Origin of the sequence: Limnohabitans sp. MMS-10A-178 (assembly GCF_003063375.1) — a bacterium.
Lineage (GTDB): Bacteria > Pseudomonadota > Gammaproteobacteria > Burkholderiales > Burkholderiaceae_C > Limnohabitans_A.
The window spans coordinates 1,687,126-1,709,189 of record NZ_NERY01000001.1; the positions used below are offsets into that span (position 1 = coordinate 1,687,126).

The following is a 22,064-nucleotide window of genomic DNA, read 5'->3' on the forward strand; positions in this document are numbered from 1 at the left end:
TTCAAGAGGACTTGCCAGCCTGCAGGGCTGGCGAAACTGAGTGGTTGGCCGCATCGTTGCTGAGCATGCGCTCCACATAACGTGCGATCAGGTCGATTTCCAAATTCACGCGGCTGCCTTTTTCCAAAGTACCCAAGGCCGTGTTCTCGATGGTGTGCGGAATGAGGTTGATGCTGAACTCGCAGCCTTCGGCCGTATCGGCCACTTTGTTCACTGTGAGGCTCACGCCATTGATGGTGATGGAGCCTTTGTAGGCCAAGTATTTGCCCATGCCAACAGGCGCTTGAATGCGCAGTTCCCAGCTCTCGCCCACTTGCGCAAAGTGCGTGACGTGGCCAATGCCATCGACGTGCCCCGACACGATGTGACCGCCGAGGCGGTCGTGGGCGCGCAAAGCTTTTTCTAGGTTGACTTTGCCAAGCTCAGTGAGGCCGCAGGTTTTGTCGAGCGACTCGGCTGACACATCGATGGTGAATTGATGCGTGGCGAGGTCGAAGGAGGTGACGGTCATGCAGGCGCCGTTGATGGCGATGCTGTCGCCCAAGCCGACGTCGTCCAGGTAGCCCGCGGGCACCTCGAGAGTGAGTCGCTTGCCATGGCTTAAAGAGCTGCCCAGGTCGTGGAGGGCGGCGATACGCCCCACGCCGGTGATGATTCCGGTAAACATGGAGCGTATTTTCGCAGGGATTGGGCCCGTTTAGGCCTGTACCCTGGCTAAAACCCGCAAATCTTTTCCAATTAACTGTGTTTCGGTGAAGACCAGCGACAGGCCTTGTGACAAGTCTTGCAGTGGTCCCCAGTGGGCCATGCCTTGGCCCATACCGAGCATTTTGGGCGCCAAATAAACCAAAAATTCATCGACGCAAGCCTCTCGAATGAGCGACCCATTGAGTTTGTGACCCGCCTCGACGTGCAGCTCATTCACCTCTCGCCGCGCCAGATCTGTCATGAGGGCTGGCAGATCCACTTTGCCTTGAGGGTTGGGAAGCAAGGTGACGTGAGCGCCCAACGCCTCGAGAGCTTGCCTTTTTTCAGGGTGGTCTTTGGCGGCATAAATCCAGACTTTTCTGGGGGTCTTGGCCCCAGCTTGGCTGTGTTGGAACAATTTGGCAGACGGAGGCGTTTCCAATTGGCTGTCCACAATGACCAAATGTGGCATGCGGGGTGTTAGGTCTGGGTGGGGGCACAGGCGCAGGTCTAGCAGCGGATCGTCTTCCAGCACCGTGCCAATGCCCGTGAGAATGGCGCAGGCCCGAGCACGCCAAGCATGACCGTCCGAGCGAGCTTCAGAGCTGGTGATCCACTGGCTTTGGCCGTTTTGCAGGGCTGTTTGGCCATCCAAGGAGGCCGCTATTTTCAGGCGCACCCAAGGTTTTTGTCGCTTCATGCGACTCAAAAAACCTGGGTTTTGTTGTTCTGCAAGTGTTGCACCCTGGCCCACTTCAACGTCAATGCCTGCGGCTTTCAAGCGGTCAAAGCCTTGGCCTGCAACCAAGGGGTTGGGGTCGGCCAGAGCCGCCACCACTTTGCCCAGTTTGGCCTTGATGAGCGCATCGCAGCAAGGCGCAGTGCGGCCATGGTGAGAGCAGGGCTCAAGGGTGACATAGGCCGTGGCGCCTTCAACACGGTGGCCGCGACTTTCTGCATCGTGCAAGGCCACAATTTCGGCATGTGGCCCACCCGCTTGTTGCGTATGTCCCTGTCCCAAAATTTGGCCTTGGGCATCCACAATGACACAACCCACCCTCGGATTGGGTGAAGTGATGCGCAGGGCCTTGTCTGCCAGGCTTAGGGCTTGCAGCATGAAGGGGCTGACGGTGATGGGGCTCATTGAGGGTAAAGAAAAATGCCAAGGATCAAATGTCCATCCTAAAAGTCCAAGGATACGACAAGTTAAAGGCCAACCCAAGTAGGGGTGCTGGCGCGTCGAATGTGCCAATGCAATTCGGCAGAGCTGTCAGGCTTGTCTTGGTGTGGCCATTTCACAGTAATTTGCAAAGTTTGTAGCAGCTGGGGGTTTTGGCTTTGGGTTGAGATGCTTTTGATGAGCCAACTTCTTTCAAATTGAACGCCGGCTTCGTTGCTCAATGCATCGGCCTGTTGGGAGCCTTGAAACATAGAAAGGCAAATGTTGGTGCGCACTTGCCAACATTCTGCAAGGTCTTGTGCCAAGCCGCTGGCAAATGCCAAATTTCTTTGATGTTGGTTGGCGGCCATGCTGACAACACTGAGTTGGAAGACTCCCGACAGACCCATGGCCAAAATGGCACTGGCAAAGACGGCCTCCAACACCGTGAAGCCGTGCGGAGCAACTTGCCTAGAGCCCCGCATTTTTCCAAGAGCCAGAAACCCGTTGCACACGCGATGCATCAATGCCCGATGGCCACTCAAAACGCGCCGCCTCAGCTTGAACGAAAAGCTGCGGCACGGGGTTCTGGCATGCATTGGCGCTTTGAAAATAAACCAAGCCAGTGATGGCGGCCTGATTGGCAATTTCAGGGCATTGCACAGCGCAAGCCAGGCTTGAAAAAATCAAAACCACAGGCTCGCTTTGGGTGCCCAAACTTTGCGTCCAACTGAGCGGGCTGTCGACCCAATAGACAGATCGACTGGGCTTTGTTTGGCTGCTCAAAGCACTTTGAGTTTGAGCTTCTGAAATGGCTTTCAGTTGAGCGGGCGTGGTGCTGCCAAAAAACTTGGCCCACGCCACAGGAGCGCATGGCTTGGCGTTAGTTTGAGACTGAGACATTGCTTCTAAATTGGGTGCCACCCAAGGTGAGCTGATGGGAATGTAAACACTTTGCTGAACCGTGGCACGACTACCCGCACCTGTCTGCTCTGCATTCAAGCTCACTTGAACCCAAATTTTGATTTTGTGCGGCGCCAATTTCACGTCCCTTATAAACAGCATAAATGAATCGGAGGTGTCGACCGAATCTGGCCAGGGCAATGCGGCAATGCCCTTGCCCAATGTGCTCAGCCCTTCAGCCGACCACTTCAAGCACTGCCATTGTGCCGAGGCATGCTTGGAGGGGCATTGGCTTTGAGAGGCATTGCGCCAAAAGGCTGTGTCAATGGCCATGTCTTGCCCCGAGTAGGTGCTGTCTATGAGTGCGATGCTGGTTTCTAAAAGCGACTCACTGACGGCGAGTGCTTGAGCAGCGTGCAGCTGGTGCTGGCTTCGCTTGGTTTCTGACATCACAGACTGCAGCGTCATCCACGCAAGCAAGCTTGTGATGAAGACCAAACAACTGGCTGTCCAAAGGGTGGCCATGCCACGATTTGACGTCATGAATCAGCGCTCAGGCAAGATGACCCAAGGTGGCGGGCGCGTGTGCTTGCATTGCGCAACCTGACCTGTCGTTGCCATGTCATGGCAGTTGTGTCGGAGCTCAATTGCTTGCGAATTGCCATGGTCAAATTAACCACTTGGCTGAGTGAGGCAGGATCGCATTGCAGCTGAATTTCAAACGCCAAAATGTGCCAATTTTGAAACTTGGTGAGTGCTGTCCAAACCACAGGTTTGCAGGCGGTTTTCATTTGAACTTGATTGGCATAGAAGCGAAAACCGCTGCACTCATTGTTTTCTTTGATGCCGTTTTCATTGCGATCTACACTGAACAGTATTTGCTGCTCAGACACCTGAAAATCTTCAAGTGCGCCACAAAATTGACTAGGACAATGAGCGTCTTGCGAGCCATTGTTGACCAAGCTGCTGCTGTGAAAATGGGCACGTCGTAAATCATGCACCAGGGTGTCCATAAGGGCGCTGCTTTCTTGTTGCGCGCGACTCTTTTGCAAAATTTCTTTGCTGTGTTGCCATTGAAAATTAACCCAAAACGTGGCAGCACTCAACACACTCAAACCAATGGCAATGCCAACTAACAGATTCACCATTTCCAGCAGCCGCCAATATCGCTCAAGACCGATGCATTGCTGGTGCGCAGCAATTGGGCGTTGGCTGAAACGTGAAGACTCAGTGAACTGCAAGCGGTGTCCCGACTTTGCGTGCCAACTGCTGTGGCGTGCAGAACGTAGCCTTGCGAATGGCTGCTTTGGAGATCTAAGAGGTAATGCTGTGACAGGGAATGCGAGCTTGGCCAATTGAGCTCCGTCAAAGAGCTGGCATATTCGGGGTTCAAGCCTCGCCATTGCAATTGGCGCAAATGCAATTGCAGCAGAGAGTTTTGAGCGTCTTGTCGTCTGCTTGTTTGCCACTGCAGCTCGAGCTGAGGCAAAGCAATGCCCATCAAAATGCCAATGAGCGCAATGCTCACAAGCGATTCAATCAGGGTAAAGCCTGCGGTGTTGCAGCAGGGGAATGGCGGATTGTTTACAGCTTTCATGGGCAGAGCATGTCATGCCAAACCAAGTAAACAGTGGCATTGACTTGCAATCGCTTCAAAGTGACAGGCAATGTGAGAGTCCCGGTGTTGCAACAGTGAAAACTCTTGACATGACAAATTCTTGGCGTGTTCTTGGCTTCAGTTTGATCGAAACACTTTTTGTGCTGTTGGTTTTGGCCATTCTCTGTGGCACGGCAGTTTCTTCATTTCAGTCATTGCAAGTTCGCGCTCAAGTGCAAGCGGCTTCGCAAGCATTGTTAAGTGACGTGTTGAGCGCCAGAACCGAAGCGCTGCGCCGTGAAAGGCGCGTTACGCTGTGCGCCGCAGCCCTTGATTCAGGCGCAAGAGCAACACCGCCCACAGCTTGTGCCGCAAGCGGCGGCGCATCCGCTTGGCATCAAGGTTGGCTGGTGTTTGAAGATGTCAACAGCAATGGATTGTGGGACCACGGTGAGGCCTTGCTGCAACAGCGAGCGCGCTTGCACGCCAGTGTCTCGGCCACGGGCAATGCCACAGTGGCCAGGTATGTGTCGTTTGGGCCCAGTGGCCGAAGCTTGACTTTGAATGGTGCGTTTCAAGCTGGAACCATCACGCTGTGTGCGCGCGGAGCAAGCGGGGAAGAGGCATGGTTGTTGGTGGTCAATGCGGTGGGTCGATCCCGTTTAGACAAAGGGCAAATGGCGCTCTGCCCTTGATGCAATGAACTTACTTGCTCACTTCATCCACCAGCAATTTGAAGTCGTCAATGTCTTCAAAGCTTCGGTACACGCTAGCAAAGCGAACGTAGGCCACCTTGTCGAGCTTTTTAAGCTCGCGCATGACCAGCTCACCTATTTTGTTGGAAGCCACTTCGCGTTGGGCCAAGTTGAGCAACTTCTCTTCGATGCGCTCAATGGCTGAGTCGACTTGCTCTGTGCTCACGGGTCGTTTGCGCAAAGCCAAGTTCATACTAGCGCGCAGTTTGATGCGTTCGTAATCAATGCGCCTGCCATCTTTTTTGACGATGGCCGGAAAATTGACCTCTGGCCGCTCGTAAGTCGTGAAGCGTTTTTCGCACGCCGCACATTGACGGCGGCGGCGAATCAAATCGCCGTCTTCAGCCAGACGTGTTTCCACCACTTGGGTGTCGGTATGGCTGCAGAAGGGACACTTCATTTGTAAACAGGGAAACGTGCGGTCAGGGCGTTAACTTTGGCGCGCACGGCTTCAATGTTGGCTGGGTCGTTGGGGTTGTCGAGCACATCGGCAATGAGGTTGGCTGTGATGCGCGCCTCTTCGTCCTTGAAGCCACGGGTGGTCATGGCGGGGGTGCCAATGCGCACGCCGCTGGTGACCATGGGTTTCTCGGGGTCGTTGGGGATTGAGTTTTTGTTGATGGTCATGTGCGCCTGGCCCAAAGCAGCTTCAGCTACTTTGCCCGTAATGCCTTTGGATCGCAGGTCGACCAACATCACATGGCTTTGCGTGCCGCCACTCACAATGCGCAAGCCGCGTTGGGTGAGTGTTTCCGCCATGATCTGAGCGTTTTTAATCACTTGTTGTTGGTAGGCTTTGAACTCAGGTGCCATGGCTTCTTTGAAAGCAACTGCCTTGGCCGCAATGACGTGCATGAGCGGGCCGCCTTGCAGACCTGGGAAGATGGCGCTGTTGATGGCTTTTTCGTGTTCGGCCTTCATCAATATGATGCCGCCGCGGGGGCCGCGCAAACTCTTGTGGGTGGTGGATGTGACCACGTCGGCGTGGGGCACTGGGTTGGGGTAGACGCCGGCAGCAATGAGGCCAGCGTAATGGGCCATGTCGACCAAGAAAATAGCGCCCACATCTTTGGCCACCTTGGCAAAGCGTGCAAAGTCGATGTGCAAGCTGTAGGCAGATGCGCCGGCAATGATCAGCTTGGGCTTGGATTCGTGCGCCTTCTTTTCCATGGCGTCGTAGTCGATGGCTTCATTGGCATCGAGGCCATAGCTGACCACATTGAACCACTTGCCACTCATGTTGAGGGGCATGCCGTGCGTGAGGTGGCCGCCTTCGGCCAAGCTCATGCCCATGATGGTGTCGCCGGGCTTCAAGAAAGCCAAGAACACGGCTTCGTTGGCAGATGCGCCGCAATGGGGCTGCACGTTGGCTGCATCGGCACCAAAAATTTGTTTGATACGGTCAATGGCCAGCTGTTCAGCAATATCGACAAACTCACAACCACCGTAATAGCGTTTGCCAGGATAGCCTTCGGCGTATTTGTTGGTGAGTTGCGAGCCTTGTGCGGCCAAGACAGCAGGGGATGCATAGTTTTCGCTGGCGATCAACTCAATGTGATGCTCTTGGCGTGCGTTTTCTGCCTGAATGGCAGCAAAAATTTCGGGATCGGTTTGTTCAATCAGAATATTTCTTGAATACATGGCAGGCCTTCAAAGGATGGTTCCTTGCTTAAAAGAGGCAAAAAAGCCGCAATTTAGCAAGGGCTGCCCAGGCGAACGGCTGAAACCTTGCGCCAACATGCGCTGGTCAAGGTGCACGCTTCCCAGTGGTTGAGGATGACGCAAGGGTCATCCATTTCCACGTCAGGGCTTGGTGTGCTGATTGAGCAAGACCAGACCCCTATCGCCAGTTGCGTACGCCTCAAGTGTAGCCGAGGCGGGGGTTAAAGTTTTTAAAGGACTCAATAAAAGAGGTGGCTTGTGGGGTCAACTTATGGGGTCAGCTTAGGAAGCGCATCCCTCAGGCGTGTTTGTTCGACCAGCACTCGGGTGATGTAGTCTTTTTCGGTGGCAATCGACTCCGAGCCAGCCTTGTAAAGGCGCAGCCCCTCTTCAACACTGCCAGTTAGAGTGATGCATTCCTTGAGAATTTTCACGCCAATGCGCAGATTGGTTTTCGGGTCAAAAATGGCCATCGCCCCGCCATAGGGGGTAAATTGTTCGGAATGCACTTCTTGTAAAACCTGCATCAGACCCTTGGCACCAGAGGAGCTGTTGGCGAAGGGGTTGTAGTTGGACTCCACACCAATCACGGCCAAAATGAGTGTGGGGTCGAGTGCCGACCGATCGGTCAGGTCAAATACCTCCAACATCAAGGCATTCATGGGCTCTGGCGCTATTCGGTACTTGCTTCGCACAGCTTGAACCAAGGCCAATTGTGTGGGGTTGAGGTCGGTTGAGGGGGCCGCAAAACTTCTGAGCAACACTTGCTGTTGCTCATCCTCAGCTTCTGTGATGTGCAGGCGTGTGAAGAGCCATCCTTGGACGCTTTGAATGGTCAGGGTTCGAACTTCGGGTCGAGCCAGAGCTAGCATGCACAAGATCAAAGCCATCAACCCCAAGAGCGCAAAACTGTGGTGCGAGATGTTCACAAAGCCCCGCGCAATGTCGCCTGAAAACGTCTGAATGCCTCGCCAAAGACGAACAGTCCATTGGCTTGCAGTTTCGTGAAGAACGGGTTGGGACACGGTGAAAGTTGATGAGGCAGAACTGGATATTATAAAAATAATCGAAAATAGATGCTTCTGGCATATCGAGCTTGGCCATCCTCGGTGAAAATAGCTTCTTTATCTTTTTGTGTTGTGACTGTGACTCCTTCATCTCCTAAACCCTCCGACGTTCAAGCTTTAGACAACTTGACGGGAGGCGCTTTTGTCGCTCAAACATCGGGCGAGCGCGCTGCCAAATTACGCGAATGGCTCTTGACCCATCCTTCACAAGAAGATTTGCAGTTGGTCTACAAAGAAATCTCGACCCGCGACAAAGGTGCTGCCAAAGTTCTGCGCGAAAAGTTAGACGAGCTCAAGCGCTCACACGGACAAGACGTGCTGGCAGCTGAGTGGGCAGAGCGTGCCAACGCCATGCTGACCGCTTCGCGCCTGAACATTGCAGATGCCATGGCATGGCAGCGAGATGCCGCCAAAGCGGGTGCCCCTTTGTCGCGTGAACCCCTTGCCAGTCTGAAGTTGCAGTTGAATGAAAAAATCAAAGCGGTAGAAGATTTGCAACACCAAGTCATGGTGCAGCGCGAAACCGCTGTGTTGTTGGCGCAGCGCATTGAAGTCTTGTCCACCAAAAGCTTGAAAGAGGCAGACGCTGCCAACGACTTGCTGCAGTCTGATGTGGCCAACTGGCAGCAACAAGCTCAGGCCCTCACTCATGACGCCTCATGGCACAGTGTTGATTTGAAATTTCCACCCCAACTTGAAGCCTCTCAGCACCAATTGAGCAGTGTTTGGGAAGCCTTTGAGGCAGCTCTGTTTCAAGCCAAAGCGGCTCGTGACGATGCCAGCGAACCCATGCCTTCTGTGCCCGTGTGGGCTGAAGAAATTCGCTTGGCTCGGGGTGGACAGTCTAGCCAGTCTAGCCAACCTGGTTATGCCGGGCACTCCGAAGCAGCACCAGCAAAGCAAATGGCAGATGCCGCTGCAACGTCGTCAGATGGCGCTGCAGAAACAAGCGCTGAAACAACTGCACAAGCCAATCCTGCCAAGCCTGCCAAGACGCCCAAAGTGAGCAATACCAAAATGGATCCCGCTCAGCGTTTGGCATTGCGCGAAGCAGCCAATCAAGTGGTAACGGGTGCCATGACTTTGTTGGCCGCTGAAAATAACGAAGCCAACTTGTTGGCATTCAAACAAGTCCTCAAAGAGCACGGTCGCAACATGGACACCCAAATGGACCTGAAGGTTCATGAAGCATTGATCGCTGCGGGTGAGTCAGAAGGCTGGCAACGCCATGTGGCCGATCAATTGCGATTGGCCTTGGTCTTGAAGGCGGAAGGGCTGTTCAAAAAAGTACCTTTGAAAGCGCCCCATCAAACTGAAGCGGCAGGCCAAACCGAAGCCGACAAGCCTGAAGCATCCAGCCAAGATGAAACCAGCCAAGAAGCGACCATCCAAGAAGCGACCAATCCTGAGCCTGTGCAAGCTGATGCGCCAAAAGCAGAGGCTTCAAAAGCTGAAGAGTTCCAACTAGAGCCCACTGTGGGCGGCCGCAAGATGCAAGATGGATTGCGTCAATTGCGTGAAGAATGGAAAAAAGCCGATCAAGGCGGACTGCCCAACCACGCTTTGTGGAAGCGCTTTGATGCAGCTTGCAACCAAGCCTACAAAGTGGTGCAGGCCTGGCTGGATAAGATTAAAAACGAAGCCAGTGAGCACCGTGCTCAACGCCTCGCTCTGATCGAAGAGGTCAAGGCATGGGGTGAAGCCAACGCGCAAAATTCAGATTGGCGCATGCAACTGCGCTCACTGCATCAGTTTGGCGACCGTTGGCGCTCTGCAGGCCATTTGAGTGAGAAGGCATTTGCAGAATTGCAACCCCTGTGGAAGCAGGCTTTGCAGACTGCTGCAGCTCCCTTGGAAGCGGCTCAAAAAGCCAGCACCGAACGCCGCCAAGCTTTGATCGCTGAGGCAGAGCAGTTGGGCGCGGCGCCCATGTTGCGGGTAGATGCTGTGAAAGCTTTGCAACAAAGCTGGCAAAACGAAGCCCAAAGCGTGCCCATGGATCGCCGCATTGAGCAAAAAATGTGGGAAGCTTTCCGCAAACCCATTGACGAGGCATTTAGCCGCAAGACAAGTGCTCGCGAGCAAGCGCCTTCGGCCAACATGTCGGCGCACGACAGGCTTGTTTTGGATGCCTCCAATGCATTGAAAGCGGCCAACGCATCTGGCGATGTTCAGAAAATCAAGACTGCCATGGCGGCCTTGGATGCGGCATTGAAAGGGCAGGCTAATGCTCAAGCTAATGCCCAAGCTAGTGCTCAAGCTACTGTCCAACCTAATGCCCAAGCGAGTGCAGAGGATCAAGCTGCATCACCTGCCAACACAGGCATCATTGCACCTGATGCCGTTGCAGAATCTTCTGAACCCACAAAGTCTGAAGCGCCCCCCAAGCCCGCTCGTCCTTTGGTGGCCATGCGCGGCGATGACCGCCCTGGTCAAAAGAAGTCGGTTCCTGCACCCGCAGGTCGTGGCCCAGGCGATCGCCGCGATGGCAAAGGCGCACCTCGTTTTGACCGTGGTGATCGTGGTGATCGATCAGATCGATCCGAACGCCCCGACCGCGGTCCGCGTTTGAGCGACACCGCCTTCAGAGCGCAACGCGATGCGATGGAGCACGCAGAAATGGCGCTCCGCAAGTTGGCAGCCCAAGCCCACGGAGAATCTCTCACCAATTTATTGACGGCATGGGAAAAACGCCAAGCAGATTTGGTGCCCTCAGCGCCAGATTTGGGACGCAATGTGAATGCAGCAGCCAGAGCTGCTTGGTCGCAAGCCGTTGGCCAGGCACCTAAAGCTTCAGCGGGCGAATCCATTTTGCGTTTGGAAATGGCGGCTGAAGTGCCCACACCTGCCGAGAATTTGAACGAGCGCCGAGCCCTGCAGTTGCAATTGCTCACTCGCAAAAACCAACCCGGCCCCGAGCAAACGTGGGCCTTGGATGTCACAGCAGTGTTGTCTTCTGCGCACGACCCCAAGGTTGCACGCCGTTTGCAAAATGCTTTGAAAAACTTGTTAAGAAGTTAAGAAGTAAAGAAGTTAAGTCAGTTATCGAGCAAGCTGATGCGTTCATGCTTGCCTGTTGAATGCCAGCGCAGCACTTCTGCGCGCGGCATTTCGGCTGCGGCATCCCAGTCGCTCAACACATGGCGTGTTTGGGTCGAACCCAAGCGGTGGTCATCAGGCCGATGGGTATGGCCATGCACCAAGCTGTGTGCCTCGGTCTGTGCCAGCCACTTCGAAGTCCATCCGTCATCAACATCTGCATAGAGGGTGTGAGGGTCTTTCTTGAGCAATTCAGATTGCATCCGAAGTTGCCGTGCAATGCTCTCGCGCTCTGACAAGGGTTTGGCCAAGAATGTGGATTGCCAAGTTTCTTGACGCACCATGAGTCTAAATTCTTGGTAACTGGTGTCTGCCAAACAACCTGCATCGCCGTGCGAAAGCAAAATTTTTTGAGCTGCAAAGTTCAAGAGCGTGGGGTCTTGCAAGTCCTGAACTTGGCATTCATCGAGGAATGATGCGCCTACCAAAAAATCGCGGTTGCCTCGCATGAAGGCCACGTGTTTTGTGGCTGCGCACGACTTCAAGACCGAAGCGCACTGTTGAAGAAAAACGTGATGGGCTACGGCGTCATCGCCCACCCACACTTCAAACAGATCGCCCAAAATAAAGACCGCATCTGCAGTCGTGTTTTGCATGTAGGTTTGCCACACTTCAAATGTGGCCATCTCTTGATCTTGCAAATGCAAGTCTGAAATGAAATCAACCGTGCGCCAATTTTCAGGGGCTTGGAGCACCTGAAAAGGCAACACGGTTGCACTCATGAACAGGTTTGACGCAAAAATTAAAGCGCCACAGCCTTTTCAATGATGACGGGCTCTTGTGGCACGTCGTCGTGGAAACCATTGCGACCTGTTCTAACTTCTTCAATGGCATCCACAATGTCAGTGCCTGACACCACGTGAGCAAACACTGCGTAGCCCCAGCCTTGCAAGGAGGGTGCTGTGTGGTTCAAGAAGTCGTTGTCAGCTGTATTGATGAAAAACTGTGCCGTGGCAGAGTGGGGCGCTTGAGTGCGCGCCATGGCCAAGGTGTATTTGTTGTTCTTCAAACCGTTGTTGCCTTCGTTTTGAATGGCTGCATCGGAGTGCTTTTGCTGCATGTTGGGCTCAAAGCCGCCGCCTTGAATCATGAAGCCAGGAATGACGCGGTGAAAAATGGTGTTGTCGTAATGGCCTTTGTTGACGTACTGCAAAAAATTCTCGGTGCTGATCGGTGCTTTTTCGGCATCGAGTTCAATGAGGATGACGCCTTTGCCGGCGATGTGGAGTTCGACTTGAGGATTGCTCATGGTTATTGCACCAAAGTGATTGATTGAATGACTACAGGGGTTTTGGGAACGTCGGTTCTAAAAGGACCACCCATGCCGGTAGGCGTGGCTCTAATTTTATCCACGACATCCATGCCAGAGGTAACTTTGCCAAAAACCGTATAACCGAAAAGTTGTAGGGCGTTGAGCAAATTTTCACGTGGTACGTTTTCATAGACCTGTCCACGGTATTCAAAGCGTTTAACGGGGTCGCCATCGGGGATGGGCGTAGGGTCTAGAAAAGCGTTGTCCACGGTGTTGATGAAAAACTGGGCCGTGGCTGATTGAGGGTCATTGGTTCTGGCCATGGCCAAATAACCGGTTTGATTTTTGAGGCCCGCCGTCATGGCTTGTCGGCCTTCGTGCTGAACAGGTGCGCGGGTGGGGCGCTCTTTGTACTTGATGTCGTAGCCGCCACCTTGAATCATGAAGTTGGCAATGACCCGGTGAAAAATGGTGCCGTTGTAGTGCTTGTCCTTCACATATTGAAGGAAGTTGGCCACTGTTTTGGGCGCTTTGTCGGGGTATAACTCCACCATGATCTCGCCCATGTTGGTGGTAATTTTGACTTTGGGCGACTCTTGCGCGTGGCCCAGCAAAGGCATCAAGGCCAAGCCCAAAGAGAGTGCCAATGCACTGCAACAGGCTGCTAAGTTTCGGCGAGCTAGGTTTGGATTCATGACTTTAGCGCACAGCGCGAATGTTGGTCGTGGTGGTGGTGGATGCAGCCGGTGCTGGCAAGGGCAGCAGGGCGGGGCCTGCTTGCACGGCTTTGGCCTTGGCGTAGGCTTGCTGGGCCATGGCCGTGTACAAGTCGCCTAAATTTTGATGTGCAATTTTATAATTGGGTCTGGCTTGGATGGCCAAGAGGAAGGCGGTGGTAGCGGCATGGTAGTTGCCCTGCGCCGCATGCAGAACCCCTAAATTGTTGTATGGTTCTGGCAATTCGGGAAACTCTTGAATAAGCGCTTGAAGTTCTTCAATGGCTTTGTCTGATTGACCCAGTCCGGCCAAGATTTGGCTGTTCATGAGGCGCAACTGCGGTGAAACAGCAGAGCCAGGCTTGGCGGTGCTTTGCTTGATGGCAGACTGCAGTTTTTGCTGCGCTTGCGTCCACTGCTTGTTGCGAATGTGTTCTTCAATCTCCAACGTGTCATTGGCCCAAGCCAAGCTGCTGCCTAAAAACAGCGCAACTGTGAAAACTCTCAGTAGAAACCAGTGGAAGAACATGGCGATCGAATTTGAATGGGGCTTTGTCAGCGGCTAATTTGGGCTTTATACTGAGGCAAATTGTAACGGAGGCCTCTCTTTCAGGCTGTCCTTGCAACAATTAGGGGGCTGCGGCCCCTTTTTGCACCCGAACAAGAAAAACAGTTTTTCATGAGCTTGCGCATTTACAACACGCTGACCCGCGCTGTTGCCAATTTCTCTCCCGCAGAAGCTGGCCATGTTCGCATGTATGTTTGCGGCATGACAGTGTATGACTTGTGTCATGTTGGACACGCGCGCTCCAATGTGGCCTTTGACGTGGTTCAGCGCTGGCTCAAAGCCAGTGGCTACAAGGTCACGCACATTCGCAACATCACCGACATCGACGACAAAATCATCAAGCGCGCTGTTGAAAACGGCGAAACCATTCGCGCTCTCACCGATCGCATGATCGATGCCATGCACACCGACTTTGATGCATTGGGCATTGCCCGTCCTACTGCCGAACCACGCGCCACCGAATTTGTACCGCAAATGCTAAGCATGATTGGTACATTGGAAGACAAAGGCTTGGCTTACCGCACGCCCCAAGGCGATGTGAATTATGCGGTTCGCAAGTTTCCGGGCTATGGCAAGTTGTCTGGCAAATCGCTTGACGAATTGCATGCAGGTGAACGTGTGGCGGTGCTCGATGGCAAAGACGATCCGCTTGACTTTGTGTTGTGGAAGAGTGCCAAAGAGTCTGAGCCCTCCGAAGTGAAATGGGACAGCCCATTTGGCCCAGGCCGACCTGGTTGGCACATAGAGTGCTCGGCCATGGCTTGCCAAATGCTGGGCAACAGTTTTGACATTCATGCGGGCGGTGCCGATTTGCAGTTTCCGCATCACGAAAATGAAATTGCCCAAAGCGAAGGTGCCACAGGTGAGACCTTTGCTCGCTTTTGGATGCACAACGGTTTCATCAATGTTGACAATGAAAAGATGTCCAAAAGTTTGGGCAACTTTTTCACCATTCGCGAAGTGCTCAAAGCCTTTGATGCCGAAACCGTGCGGTTTTTCTTAGTTCGTAGCCACTACCGCACACCCTTGAATTATTCCGATGTGCATTTGAACGATGCGCGCGGTGGTTTAAAACGCCTTTACACCGCATTGCAGGCTGCCACGCCAGCACAGGTCAACATTGATTGGGCAAATCCCTATGCGGCGCGTTTCAAAGCCGCCATGGATGAAGATTTTGGCACCCCAGAAGCCGTGGCGGTGCTGTTCGATTTGGCGGGTGAAGTCAACCGCAGCAAGTCAGCCGATCAAGCGGGTTTGCTCAAGGCCCTGGGTGGTGTTTTGGGTATTCTGCAAACAGACCCGGTGGCCTATTTGCAAGCTGGCGCAGGCTTGGACGAAGCAGCCATTCAGGCTCACATTCAAGCACGTGCCGACGCCAAGGCAGCCAAGAATTTTGCGGAAGCCGATCGCATTCGCAAGCTATTGCTCGAGCAGGGCATTGTGCTCAAAGACTCTGCCGCAGGTACCACCTGGGAAGCCGCTCAATGAGCCAAGCCGACGTATTGATGACTCCCGAATATTGGGCCGCCGCTTGCGCGCACTTGTCTAAAAAAGACCGTGTGATGAAGCGAATCATCCCTCAGTTTGGCGACGTATGCTTGGTCTCTCGCGGTGATGCGTTTGTAACCTTGGCCCGCAGCATTGTGGGGCAGCAAATTTCGGTCAAAGCCGCTCAATCTGTATGGAATAAATTTGCGGCCCTGAACAAAAAAATTACCCCTGCAGGTGTTTTGAAGCTCAAAATAGACGACATGCGCGCGGCTGGTTTGTCGGCTCGCAAAGTGGAGTACTTGGTCGATTTGGCGCTGAACTTCCATGGCAAAAATGTCAGCGTCAAAGAATGGCAGCACATGGACGATGAAGCCATCATTGCCGAACTTATTGCTATTCGGGGCATTGGCCGGTGGACGGCCGAGATGTTTTTGATCTTTCACCTCATGCGCCCCAACATCTTGCCCCTCGATGATGTGGGTTTGATCAATGGCATCAGTAAGAACTATTTTTCAGGCGAGCCAGTTAGCCGAAGTGACGCCCGCGAGGTGGCTCAAGCTTGGCAACCCTATAGTACAGTTGCAACTTGGTATATTTGGCGGTCGCTCGACCCATTGCCGGTTGAGTATTGAGTTCCATAAAGGAGGCCCATTTTGGCCAAGCGTACATTTTTAGACTTTGAGCAACCCGTGGCGGAACTCGAAGGCAAAATTGAAGAACTTCGTTACGTGCAAAGTGAGTCGGCTGTCGACATTTCTGAAGAAATTGATCAGCTCACCAAAAAGAGCCAGCAGCTCACCAAGGACATTTATTCCGATTTGACGGCCTGGCAAATTACCAAAATTGCCCGGCATCCCGAGCGTCCTTACACCCTCGACTACATCCGCGAAATTTTCACAGACTTTGTGGAAATGCATGGCGACCGCCACTTTGCCGACGACTTGTCCATTGTGGGCGGCTTGGCTCGTTTCAATGGCTCACCTTGCATGGTGCTGGGTCACCAAAAAGGGCGAGATACCAAAGAGCGTACCCAGCGCAACTTTGGCATGAGCAAGCCCGAGGGCTACCGCAAGGCTTTGCGCCTGATGAAGACCGCTGAGAAATTCAAGCTGCCCGTTTTTACGTTTGTCGATACGCCCGGCGCTTACCCTGGCATAGATGCTGAAGAGCGCAGCCAGTCAGAAGCCATTGGCCGCAACATCTTTGAGATGGCACAGCTCGAAGTGCCCATCATCACCACCATCATTGGTGAAGGTGGCTCGGGTGGTGCATTGGCCATTTCGGTAGCCGATTCGGTGCTCATGCTTCAGTACTCTGTGTATTCAGTCATCAGCCCCGAAGGTTGTGCTTCCATTTTGTGGAAAACCTCAGAGAAGGCAGAAGAAGCGGCCGAAGCACTTGGCATCACCGCGCATCGTCTCAAAGCTTTGAATTTGGTTGACAAAATTGTGAACGAGCCCGTGGGCGGCGCACACCGCGATCATGCGCAAATGGCTGCATTCCTCAAGCGTGCTTTGGGCGATGCATGGCGCCAAGTGACCGATTTGAAACCCAAAGAATTGGTCGAGCGTCGCTATGAGCGTTTGCAAAGCTATGGCCGTTTCACCGACACCAAAGTCAGCAAATAATTCTGCGCTTGCTGGCGCGGCATTGCTTCCGCCAAGCTTTCAGCCTGAACTTCCATTGGCCGTCGCTCTGAGTGGCGGCGCCGACTCAACTGCTTTGTTGTGGGCCTGCGTTCAGCGCTGGCCTGGGCAGGTGAGGGCTGTGCACATTCACCATGGTTTGCAAGATGCAGCCAATTTGTTTGAAGCGCATTGCCGCGCCTTGTGTGAGCAATGGCAAGTGCCCTTGGTGGTGTGCAAAGTGAATGCACGAAACGAAGCTGGACAAAGTCCCGAAGATGCAGCCAGACGAGCCCGCTACTTGGCCATGAGCGAGTCTGTTCACCAGCACCCAGATTTGCAAGGCGTGAAGCACATTGCCTTGGCGCAACATGCAGACGATCAAGTGGAAACCTTGTTGTTGGCGCTGTCTCGCGGTGCAGGTTTGCCAGGTTTGGCTTGCATGCCAAGCCTTTGGATTCGTGATGGCTTGCAATGGCATCGACCGTTTTTGAGTTTGCCAGGCGCCAAGCTGCGTGAGTGCTTGGTTCAAGCCGGTGTCAGTTGGATAGAAGACCCCACCAACCAAGACGAGCAGTTCACACGCAACCGCATTCGCGCGCAACTTTTGCCAGCATTGGAGCGCGCTTTTCCGCAATTTAGAGAGACGTTTGCGCGCAGCGCATCGCATGCAGCGGAGGCGCAAGACATTTTGAACGACATTGCGCAAGTCGATTTGGCAGGCGTGATGGACAATGGCATGCCCAATATCAAAAATCTTCAACTGTTGAGCTCGGCCAGGCAGTCTTTGGTGCTCCGGCATTGGTTGAAAGTGCAGCACCAAACCACGCCCAGTGCGGCACAACTGGCTGAGCTGTTGTCTCAAATTGCGTCTTGCATCACGCGCGGCCACCAATTGCACCTGAAGGTGGGCAGAGGCTATGTGCGCCGAGAGGGTGCTGGTTTAACTTGGACCGCTGAAAGCTAAGCGTATAAACCCTTTAAATATAGGGTTCTCCCGAGTACAATCGACAGGTTTTGCTGAAATTTCCCTTTATTCACTTTTCAAAATGGCACTGATCGTTCACAAATACGGCGGCACTTCGATGGGCTCTACAGAGCGCATTCGAAATGTGGCCAAACGCGTCGCCAAATGGGCACGGGCTGGCCACCAAATGGTGGTGGTGCCCAGCGCCATGAGCGGCGAGACCAATCGCTTATTGGGCTTGGCCAAAGAATTGGCCCCCGCCAAAACAGACACCGCTTACGACCGCGAACTCGACATGTTGGCCGCTACGGGCGAGCAAGCCTCTTCTGCTTTGTTGGCCATCGCTTTGCAATCTGAGGGCATGCAGTCTGTGAGCTACGCGGGCTGGCAAGTGCCCATCAAGACCAACAGCGCTTTCACCAAAGCCCGCATTGAATCGATTGACGACGTTCGCGTGCGTCAAGATTTGGCAGCGGGTCGTGTGGTGATCGTGACTGGCTTTCAAGGGGTAGACCCCGACGGCAACATCACCACCTTAGGCCGCGGTGGCTCTGATACATCGGCTGTGGCTGTGGCCGCTGCCATGAAAGCCGACGAGTGCTTGATTTACACCGACGTTGATGGCGTGTACACCACAGACCCTCGGGTAGAGCCCGAAGCGCGCCGCTTGAAAACGGTGAGCTTTGAAGAGATGCTTGAAATGGCATCGCTTGGCTCCAAGGTATTGCAAATTCGCTCGGTTGAATTTGCGGGTAAATACAAAGTGCCAATGCGTGTGTTGTCTAGCTTCACGCCTTGGGACATCGACATTCACGAAGAAGCCAAGTCTGGCACCCTGATCACTTTTGAGGAAGACGAAAAAATGGAACAAGCCGTAGTCTCCGGCATTGCCTTCAACCGCGATGAAGCCAAAATTTCTATGGTGGGCGTGCCCGACAAGCCAGGCATCGCGTATCAAATTTTGGGCGCTGTGGCCGATGCCAACATTGAAGTCGACATGATCATTCAAAACATCAGCAAAGACGGAAAAACCGACTTCAGCTTCACGGTGCACCGCAACGACTTTGCGCGCACCATGGACTTGTTGAAGGAAAAAGTGATGCCCGCATTGGGCGCCACGCAAGTTACGGGCGATGCCAAAATTTGCAAGGTCTCCATTGTGGGCATCGGCATGCGAAGCCATGTGGGCATTGCCAGCAAGATGTTCCGTTCATTGAGCGAAGAGGGCATCAACATCCAGATGATTTCAACTTCAGAAATTAAAACCTCTGTGGTGATTGACGAGAAATACATGGAATTGGCCGTTCGCGCCCTGCACAAGGCCTTTGACCTAGACCAAGCCTGATATAATTTTCGAGTGCTGGAAACGTGACCGAGTGGCCGAAGGTGCTCCCCTGCTAAGGGAGTATGGGGTGTAGAGCCTCATCGAGGGTTCGAATCCCTCCGTTTCCGCCAGCGACTTCTTTCAATATTTCAATCCTTCAAACGCCTGTTTGCAAGTTGTTGATCTGATTGAATTTTTTCTTCTCAAGCTTTCCCCGATCTTGAAGAAAGTCACCCTTTTAAAGGGTGATCGAACTGTTGAGACGGCTTTCTGCTCAAAACCTCTTGACTTAGCCCGTTCAAAACCTGAATTTGAACCGTACCGATTGCACGCGGTTTTTGCGATGCTGCACACCAACATGAGCCCAAAAAATACTCTTGCGAATGCCAGAATCCCGTCAGTCGTCCCAAGGTTTCTCAGCTTTTGAACCTGTCCGATGCTGATTTGAGATGCCCCTTTGCTTCAACCAGCAGACCGGCCTTCCCTAGACCGAAGGCTGGCATGTTCACGTAAACATTCTCATGAGTACCTGGGCTGGCTTTGTAGGTTTCGTGCCATATGCCAACAATACCGTCCGTACCAACAGCTTTATTGAACGCTTGCCAAGCTGGCAAATGAGCCGAATCTTTGTTCTTTGCGTAATCAATGAGTTGCTCCATTGAACGCCAGTATTGAACCAAAATGATCGTTCGAGAAAACCACATCTCGTGGTGTATCAAGCCCAACTCTGGTTTTTTATAAAGTTCCGTGAGCATTTTGGGCATCGCGTTCAACACAGGCAAATACTTGTGAACGGCCAATGGCTTGTTGATGCGCATACCTATAAGGAAGACAACAAAATCGCCATCCATTCGTGCTGTCATTCGGTCTTTGTGAATCATATGTACTCCAAGAGTCAGATCGTATTTGGATGCCATTCATCCTGTATCTTTACTTTCCTTTTTGGAAAAAATTAAGCTTATTAAAAAAGCTATTGATTTTTCCTAAAAACTCTTTGCCGAGTAATGCGATGCTTAAAACAAACGCGATCTCACCACCCACAATAAGAGCAGTCGTGATGGCCGCTCCCATCTCAATGGATAAATTCAAAAAGGGGAGAATTGAAATTGCTGCCCAAGCTATGAATGACAATACAAAAAGGAAGTAACCAATAACATGTCTCATCGACTTCATTTTTGGCAATCCACTTTCCACGTGAGTTGTCTAGGACTGCGTCAAAGCGAGAACCTGCGTTGGGCTGGAAGGGGTCTTCGAACTAGCTAATCGGCAGCTAAGTTTGGACCCTGAATAGCAGGTGGGCTCACATGCAATGCGGATGGTCCTGAGTGTGAAAACAGCTCTCTGACGGTGTTGACTGCTAGCAGCATGAACATGACGGCGCAAAGGCGGTATGTCAATGCCACCCATTTCTGACCAGCCTTCTTGAAGATCCTGTCGATTGCAGCTGCGCAGAAAACTGCCCAGGTGACAGAAGCAATCATGAATCCGGAAAAAAAAGTCGCATAGTCCTGCATGCTGGGGTCAGCTATTCCAAGCGCTCCCAAAGCACTCCCTAACGCTGCCCAGTACGCTAGATTTTGCGGGTTCGTCAGTGAAAGAATCACGCCTGATTTCAATCCCGATCGCGCTTTTTCATCTTGATTTTCATTTACACTGAATGCAATGGAAGCTGCCTTCCAAGAGTCCCAGGAAAGCCAAATCAAATAGGCTGCGCCAACAAGGCCTACAGGCCATTTCAATGCGTCGACCTGAAGTAGGAGCCCCACCCCCATCAAACCGAGAACAGCCCATGTTGCATCCCCCACAAGTGACCCAATCTGGACGGCGAGAGCGGCCTTAAAACCGCCAGTGGCACCGCGCCGGACAGTCTCAGCAAAAACAGCGCCTGGGGTGGCATTGAACACAAGCCCGAGTAGAAATGCAGCAAACAAAATGGTCATGATAGACATCGATAGAGTGTTTTAAAGAATAGTTATCCTATCTTCAATTCTCCATCGGCCGTCGGTTCGAACCCCGACCCTGCAAAAAAAGGGGTCTGGAAACCCACGCAACGAGTGTCTGTCTCAACCTTTAGAAAGATGAACTGACCCCCAAGTGCTTGATTTGCTTACCCATTAAAAACTTAGGTAGTTTGTGATGACGTATGTTCTGGGCCGCCAAGACTATTTCGAACTGATTCCAAGTCGTTCGAACAATTTACAACCCGTTCGGGGCCTCCTTGGGTGCGCTCCTAGAACACCTTCTGGACCAGACAGGCTTCTTCATAGGCCTCAATGTCTTTGAGCCGGTACAAAACTTTCCCCACGATTTTCAAGTACTGCGGCCCTTCGCCGACGGTGCGCCAGCGCTGAAGGCGTGCGACTGAACACACCCAACGATCGGCAAGTATTGTTTCTGTCAGGAGCTGGCGGGTAGGTTTGGCCGGGACCTCTGGAGCCAGGTGTTGGGGTTCGAACTTGGGTTCGTTGGCTGCGGTTTTGGCGATGCCGCTGGACAAGGCGTCCAGCACGTCACCCATTTTTTCAGTCCGTGGGTTCGAAGACGAGGTGTAGCTAGTAGCCATGGGCTTGCTCCTTGATGCCTATATGCAGTGGTTTCATATAGGTTCATACCGGTTGGCTGGGTTTTTTTCTCAGCAGGGGGTGGTGCATGCCCCGCGAGGTTTTATTTCGACCATTAAAAACGGTGTGTTGTGGGCCTGTCAAAAGCAGTCGCACCTAACAATTTCGCGATTTTGACTTGGACCACGTTGACTTTTGTCATAATCGGGCGATGCATACCCTGCGCAACTCAAAACTCATCGCCAAACTGGTGTTGGTGTGGTTTGCGCTGTTTTTGGGTTCTGCCATCGCCGCCACAGTCATCAAGCCTGATAGCTTGCAAATGGTCTGTACGGCGAGCGGCGGCATGAAAATGGTGGACATAACTGGGGATGACGGGGAGCTCAAAGCCTCGGCTAGCATGGATTGCCCACTGTGTGCTTCAGTAACGGCTCCGCCCCCACCGTTGACCGTTCAATTCGAAAAATTCTCCCCCTTGGCGCATGCCCTGCACCCAATTGCAGCGGCCCACATTGCGTCTGTCACTGCGCCGCCGCTTCCTTCGCGCGGACCTCCGACTTCCCTTCTGTAACTCTCCAAGCGGTCAGTCTCTGACCTTGGTGCATGACTCAGCCAGTTCAATCGCTGGTGC

Annotated in this window: 25 protein-coding genes, 1 tRNA gene and 1 riboswitch; of the genes, 9 read left to right on the forward strand and 17 right to left on the reverse strand. The window is 53.0% G+C overall.

What is annotated here, in order from left to right; translation table 11 throughout:
- Window position 1: 1 nt before the first annotated feature.
- The 6 genes from B9Z32_RS08415 to B9Z32_RS08440 all read right to left on the reverse strand — a co-directional run bounded on the left by B9Z32_RS08415 (window position 2) and on the right by B9Z32_RS08440 (window position 4,346).
- Window positions 2-667, reverse strand: coding sequence for a riboflavin synthase (locus tag B9Z32_RS08415; protein WP_108420776.1), 666 nt, complete (start codon window positions 665-667; stop codon window positions 2-4).
- Window positions 668-697: 30 nt separating this feature from the next.
- A complete protein-coding gene (gene ribD, locus B9Z32_RS08420; RefSeq protein WP_108420777.1) occupies window positions 698-1,831 on the reverse strand; it encodes a bifunctional diaminohydroxyphosphoribosylaminopyrimidine deaminase/5-amino-6-(5-phosphoribosylamino)uracil reductase RibD in 1,134 nt (377 codons plus the stop codon).
- Window positions 1,832-1,893: 62 nt separating this feature from the next.
- A complete protein-coding gene (locus tag B9Z32_RS08425; RefSeq protein WP_108420778.1) occupies window positions 1,894-2,331 on the reverse strand; it encodes a hypothetical protein in 438 nt (145 codons plus the stop codon).
- Window positions 2,318-3,292: a hypothetical protein gene (locus B9Z32_RS08430; RefSeq protein WP_146179472.1), complete on the reverse strand. Its 975-nt coding sequence runs from the start codon at window positions 3,290-3,292 to the stop codon at window positions 2,318-2,320. Before B9Z32_RS08430 ends, B9Z32_RS08425 begins: the two co-directional genes overlap by 14 nt.
- Window positions 3,289-3,897: a PilW family protein gene (locus tag B9Z32_RS08435; RefSeq protein ID WP_108420780.1), complete on the reverse strand. Its 609-nt coding sequence runs from the start codon at window positions 3,895-3,897 to the stop codon at window positions 3,289-3,291. The genes B9Z32_RS08430 and B9Z32_RS08435 overlap by 4 nt, the downstream gene beginning before the upstream one ends.
- Window positions 3,891-4,346 (reverse strand): type IV pilin protein, encoded by a 456-nt coding sequence (locus tag B9Z32_RS08440; protein ID WP_108421098.1) that lies wholly within the window; start codon window positions 4,344-4,346, stop codon window positions 3,891-3,893. Before B9Z32_RS08440 ends, B9Z32_RS08435 begins: the two co-directional genes overlap by 7 nt.
- Window positions 4,347-4,456: 110 nt before the next feature.
- On the opposite strand from B9Z32_RS08440, the gene B9Z32_RS08445 reads away from it, so the two are divergent.
- The gene (locus tag B9Z32_RS08445) at window positions 4,457-5,041 is read left to right on the forward strand and encodes a GspH/FimT family pseudopilin (RefSeq protein WP_158268190.1); all 585 of its coding nucleotides are present in this window, start codon (window positions 4,457-4,459) and stop codon (window positions 5,039-5,041) included.
- 10 nt (window positions 5,042-5,051) lie between these two features.
- Here the strand turns inward: B9Z32_RS08445 and nrdR are convergent, their stop codons facing one another.
- From nrdR to B9Z32_RS08460, 3 genes are all read right to left on the reverse strand, one after another.
- Window positions 5,052-5,501 (reverse strand): transcriptional regulator NrdR, encoded by a 450-nt coding sequence (gene nrdR / locus B9Z32_RS08450; protein ID WP_108420782.1) that lies wholly within the window; start codon window positions 5,499-5,501, stop codon window positions 5,052-5,054.
- Window positions 5,498-6,742 (reverse strand): serine hydroxymethyltransferase, encoded by a 1,245-nt coding sequence (gene glyA, locus B9Z32_RS08455; RefSeq protein WP_108420783.1) that lies wholly within the window; start codon window positions 6,740-6,742, stop codon window positions 5,498-5,500. Before glyA ends, nrdR begins: the two co-directional genes overlap by 4 nt.
- 58 nt (window positions 6,743-6,800) lie before the next feature.
- A riboswitch (ZMP/ZTP riboswitch) is annotated at window positions 6,801-6,965 on the reverse strand.
- Window positions 6,966-7,032: 67 nt separating this feature from the next.
- Window positions 7,033-7,788, reverse strand: a complete 756-nt coding sequence (locus tag B9Z32_RS08460) for a lytic transglycosylase domain-containing protein (RefSeq protein WP_108420784.1) — start codon at window positions 7,786-7,788, stop codon at window positions 7,033-7,035.
- 120 nt (window positions 7,789-7,908) lie between these two features.
- Here B9Z32_RS08460 and B9Z32_RS08465 point away from each other — a divergent pair, with 120 nt between their 5' ends.
- The gene (locus tag B9Z32_RS08465; RefSeq protein WP_233248140.1) at window positions 7,909-10,851 is read left to right on the forward strand and encodes a DUF349 domain-containing protein; all 2,943 of its coding nucleotides are present in this window, start codon (window positions 7,909-7,911) and stop codon (window positions 10,849-10,851) included.
- Window positions 10,852-10,868: 17 nt separating this feature from the next.
- On the opposite strand, the gene B9Z32_RS08470 is transcribed toward B9Z32_RS08465, so the two are convergent.
- From B9Z32_RS08470 to B9Z32_RS08485, 4 genes are read right to left on the reverse strand one after another with little or no spacing between them, the layout of a single operon-like run.
- Window positions 10,869-11,651: a UDP-2,3-diacylglucosamine diphosphatase gene (locus B9Z32_RS08470; protein ID WP_108420786.1), complete on the reverse strand. Its 783-nt coding sequence runs from the start codon at window positions 11,649-11,651 to the stop codon at window positions 10,869-10,871.
- 20 nt (window positions 11,652-11,671) lie between these two features.
- The gene (locus B9Z32_RS08475; protein ID WP_108420787.1) at window positions 11,672-12,178 is read right to left on the reverse strand and encodes a peptidylprolyl isomerase; all 507 of its coding nucleotides are present in this window, start codon (window positions 12,176-12,178) and stop codon (window positions 11,672-11,674) included.
- 2 nt (window positions 12,179-12,180) lie between these two features.
- Window positions 12,181-12,876, reverse strand: coding sequence for a peptidylprolyl isomerase (locus B9Z32_RS08480; RefSeq protein ID WP_108420788.1), 696 nt, complete (start codon window positions 12,874-12,876; stop codon window positions 12,181-12,183).
- Window positions 12,877-12,880: 4 nt separating this feature from the next.
- Window positions 12,881-13,426, reverse strand: a complete 546-nt coding sequence (locus tag B9Z32_RS08485; protein WP_108420789.1) for a M48 family metallopeptidase — start codon at window positions 13,424-13,426, stop codon at window positions 12,881-12,883.
- A 150-nt stretch (window positions 13,427-13,576) separates the two neighbouring features.
- Here B9Z32_RS08485 and cysS point away from each other — a divergent pair, with 150 nt between their 5' ends.
- From cysS to B9Z32_RS08515, 6 genes are all read left to right on the forward strand, one after another.
- Window positions 13,577-14,953: a cysteine--tRNA ligase gene (gene cysS, locus B9Z32_RS08490; protein WP_108420790.1), complete on the forward strand. Its 1,377-nt coding sequence runs from the start codon at window positions 13,577-13,579 to the stop codon at window positions 14,951-14,953.
- A complete protein-coding gene (locus B9Z32_RS08495) occupies window positions 14,950-15,588 on the forward strand; it encodes a DNA-3-methyladenine glycosylase (protein WP_108420791.1) in 639 nt (212 codons plus the stop codon). The genes cysS and B9Z32_RS08495 overlap by 4 nt, the downstream gene beginning before the upstream one ends.
- 21 nt (window positions 15,589-15,609) lie before the next feature.
- A complete protein-coding gene (locus B9Z32_RS08500) occupies window positions 15,610-16,584 on the forward strand; it encodes an acetyl-CoA carboxylase carboxyltransferase subunit alpha (RefSeq protein ID WP_108420792.1) in 975 nt (324 codons plus the stop codon).
- Window positions 16,550-17,548 carry a tRNA lysidine(34) synthetase TilS gene (gene tilS / locus B9Z32_RS08505; protein WP_199219961.1) on the forward strand — a complete coding sequence of 333 codons (999 nt, stop codon included), beginning with the start codon at window positions 16,550-16,552 and terminating at the stop codon, window positions 17,546-17,548. Before B9Z32_RS08500 ends, tilS begins: the two co-directional genes overlap by 35 nt.
- 82 nt (window positions 17,549-17,630) lie before the next feature.
- Window positions 17,631-18,893 (forward strand): aspartate kinase, encoded by a 1,263-nt coding sequence (locus B9Z32_RS08510; RefSeq protein WP_108420794.1) that lies wholly within the window; start codon window positions 17,631-17,633, stop codon window positions 18,891-18,893.
- 17 nt (window positions 18,894-18,910) lie between these two features.
- Window positions 18,911-19,003, forward strand: a tRNA-Ser gene (locus B9Z32_RS08515).
- Between the two features lie 285 nt (window positions 19,004-19,288).
- On the opposite strand, the gene B9Z32_RS08525 is transcribed toward B9Z32_RS08515, so the two are convergent.
- The 4 genes from B9Z32_RS08525 to B9Z32_RS08540 form a co-directional block, all read right to left on the reverse strand.
- On the reverse strand, window positions 19,289-19,753 hold the full coding sequence (locus B9Z32_RS08525; protein ID WP_108420796.1) for a DUF4188 domain-containing protein: 465 nt from the start codon (window positions 19,751-19,753) through the stop codon (window positions 19,289-19,291).
- 49 nt (window positions 19,754-19,802) lie between these two features.
- Window positions 19,803-20,066, reverse strand: coding sequence for a transporter suffix domain-containing protein (locus B9Z32_RS08530; RefSeq protein ID WP_146179473.1), 264 nt, complete (start codon window positions 20,064-20,066; stop codon window positions 19,803-19,805).
- A gap of 65 nt (window positions 20,067-20,131) precedes the next feature.
- The gene (locus B9Z32_RS08535) at window positions 20,132-20,821 is read right to left on the reverse strand and encodes a LysE family translocator (RefSeq protein WP_233248142.1); all 690 of its coding nucleotides are present in this window, start codon (window positions 20,819-20,821) and stop codon (window positions 20,132-20,134) included.
- A gap of 281 nt (window positions 20,822-21,102) precedes the next feature.
- Window positions 21,103-21,390, reverse strand: a complete 288-nt coding sequence (locus B9Z32_RS08540; protein WP_108420798.1) for a hypothetical protein — start codon at window positions 21,388-21,390, stop codon at window positions 21,103-21,105.
- 221 nt (window positions 21,391-21,611) lie between these two features.
- Between B9Z32_RS08540 and B9Z32_RS08545 the strand changes: the two genes are divergently transcribed.
- On the forward strand, window positions 21,612-22,004 hold the full coding sequence (locus tag B9Z32_RS08545) for a DUF2946 family protein (protein ID WP_233248143.1): 393 nt from the start codon (window positions 21,612-21,614) through the stop codon (window positions 22,002-22,004).
- Window positions 22,005-22,064 lie beyond the last annotated feature (60 nt).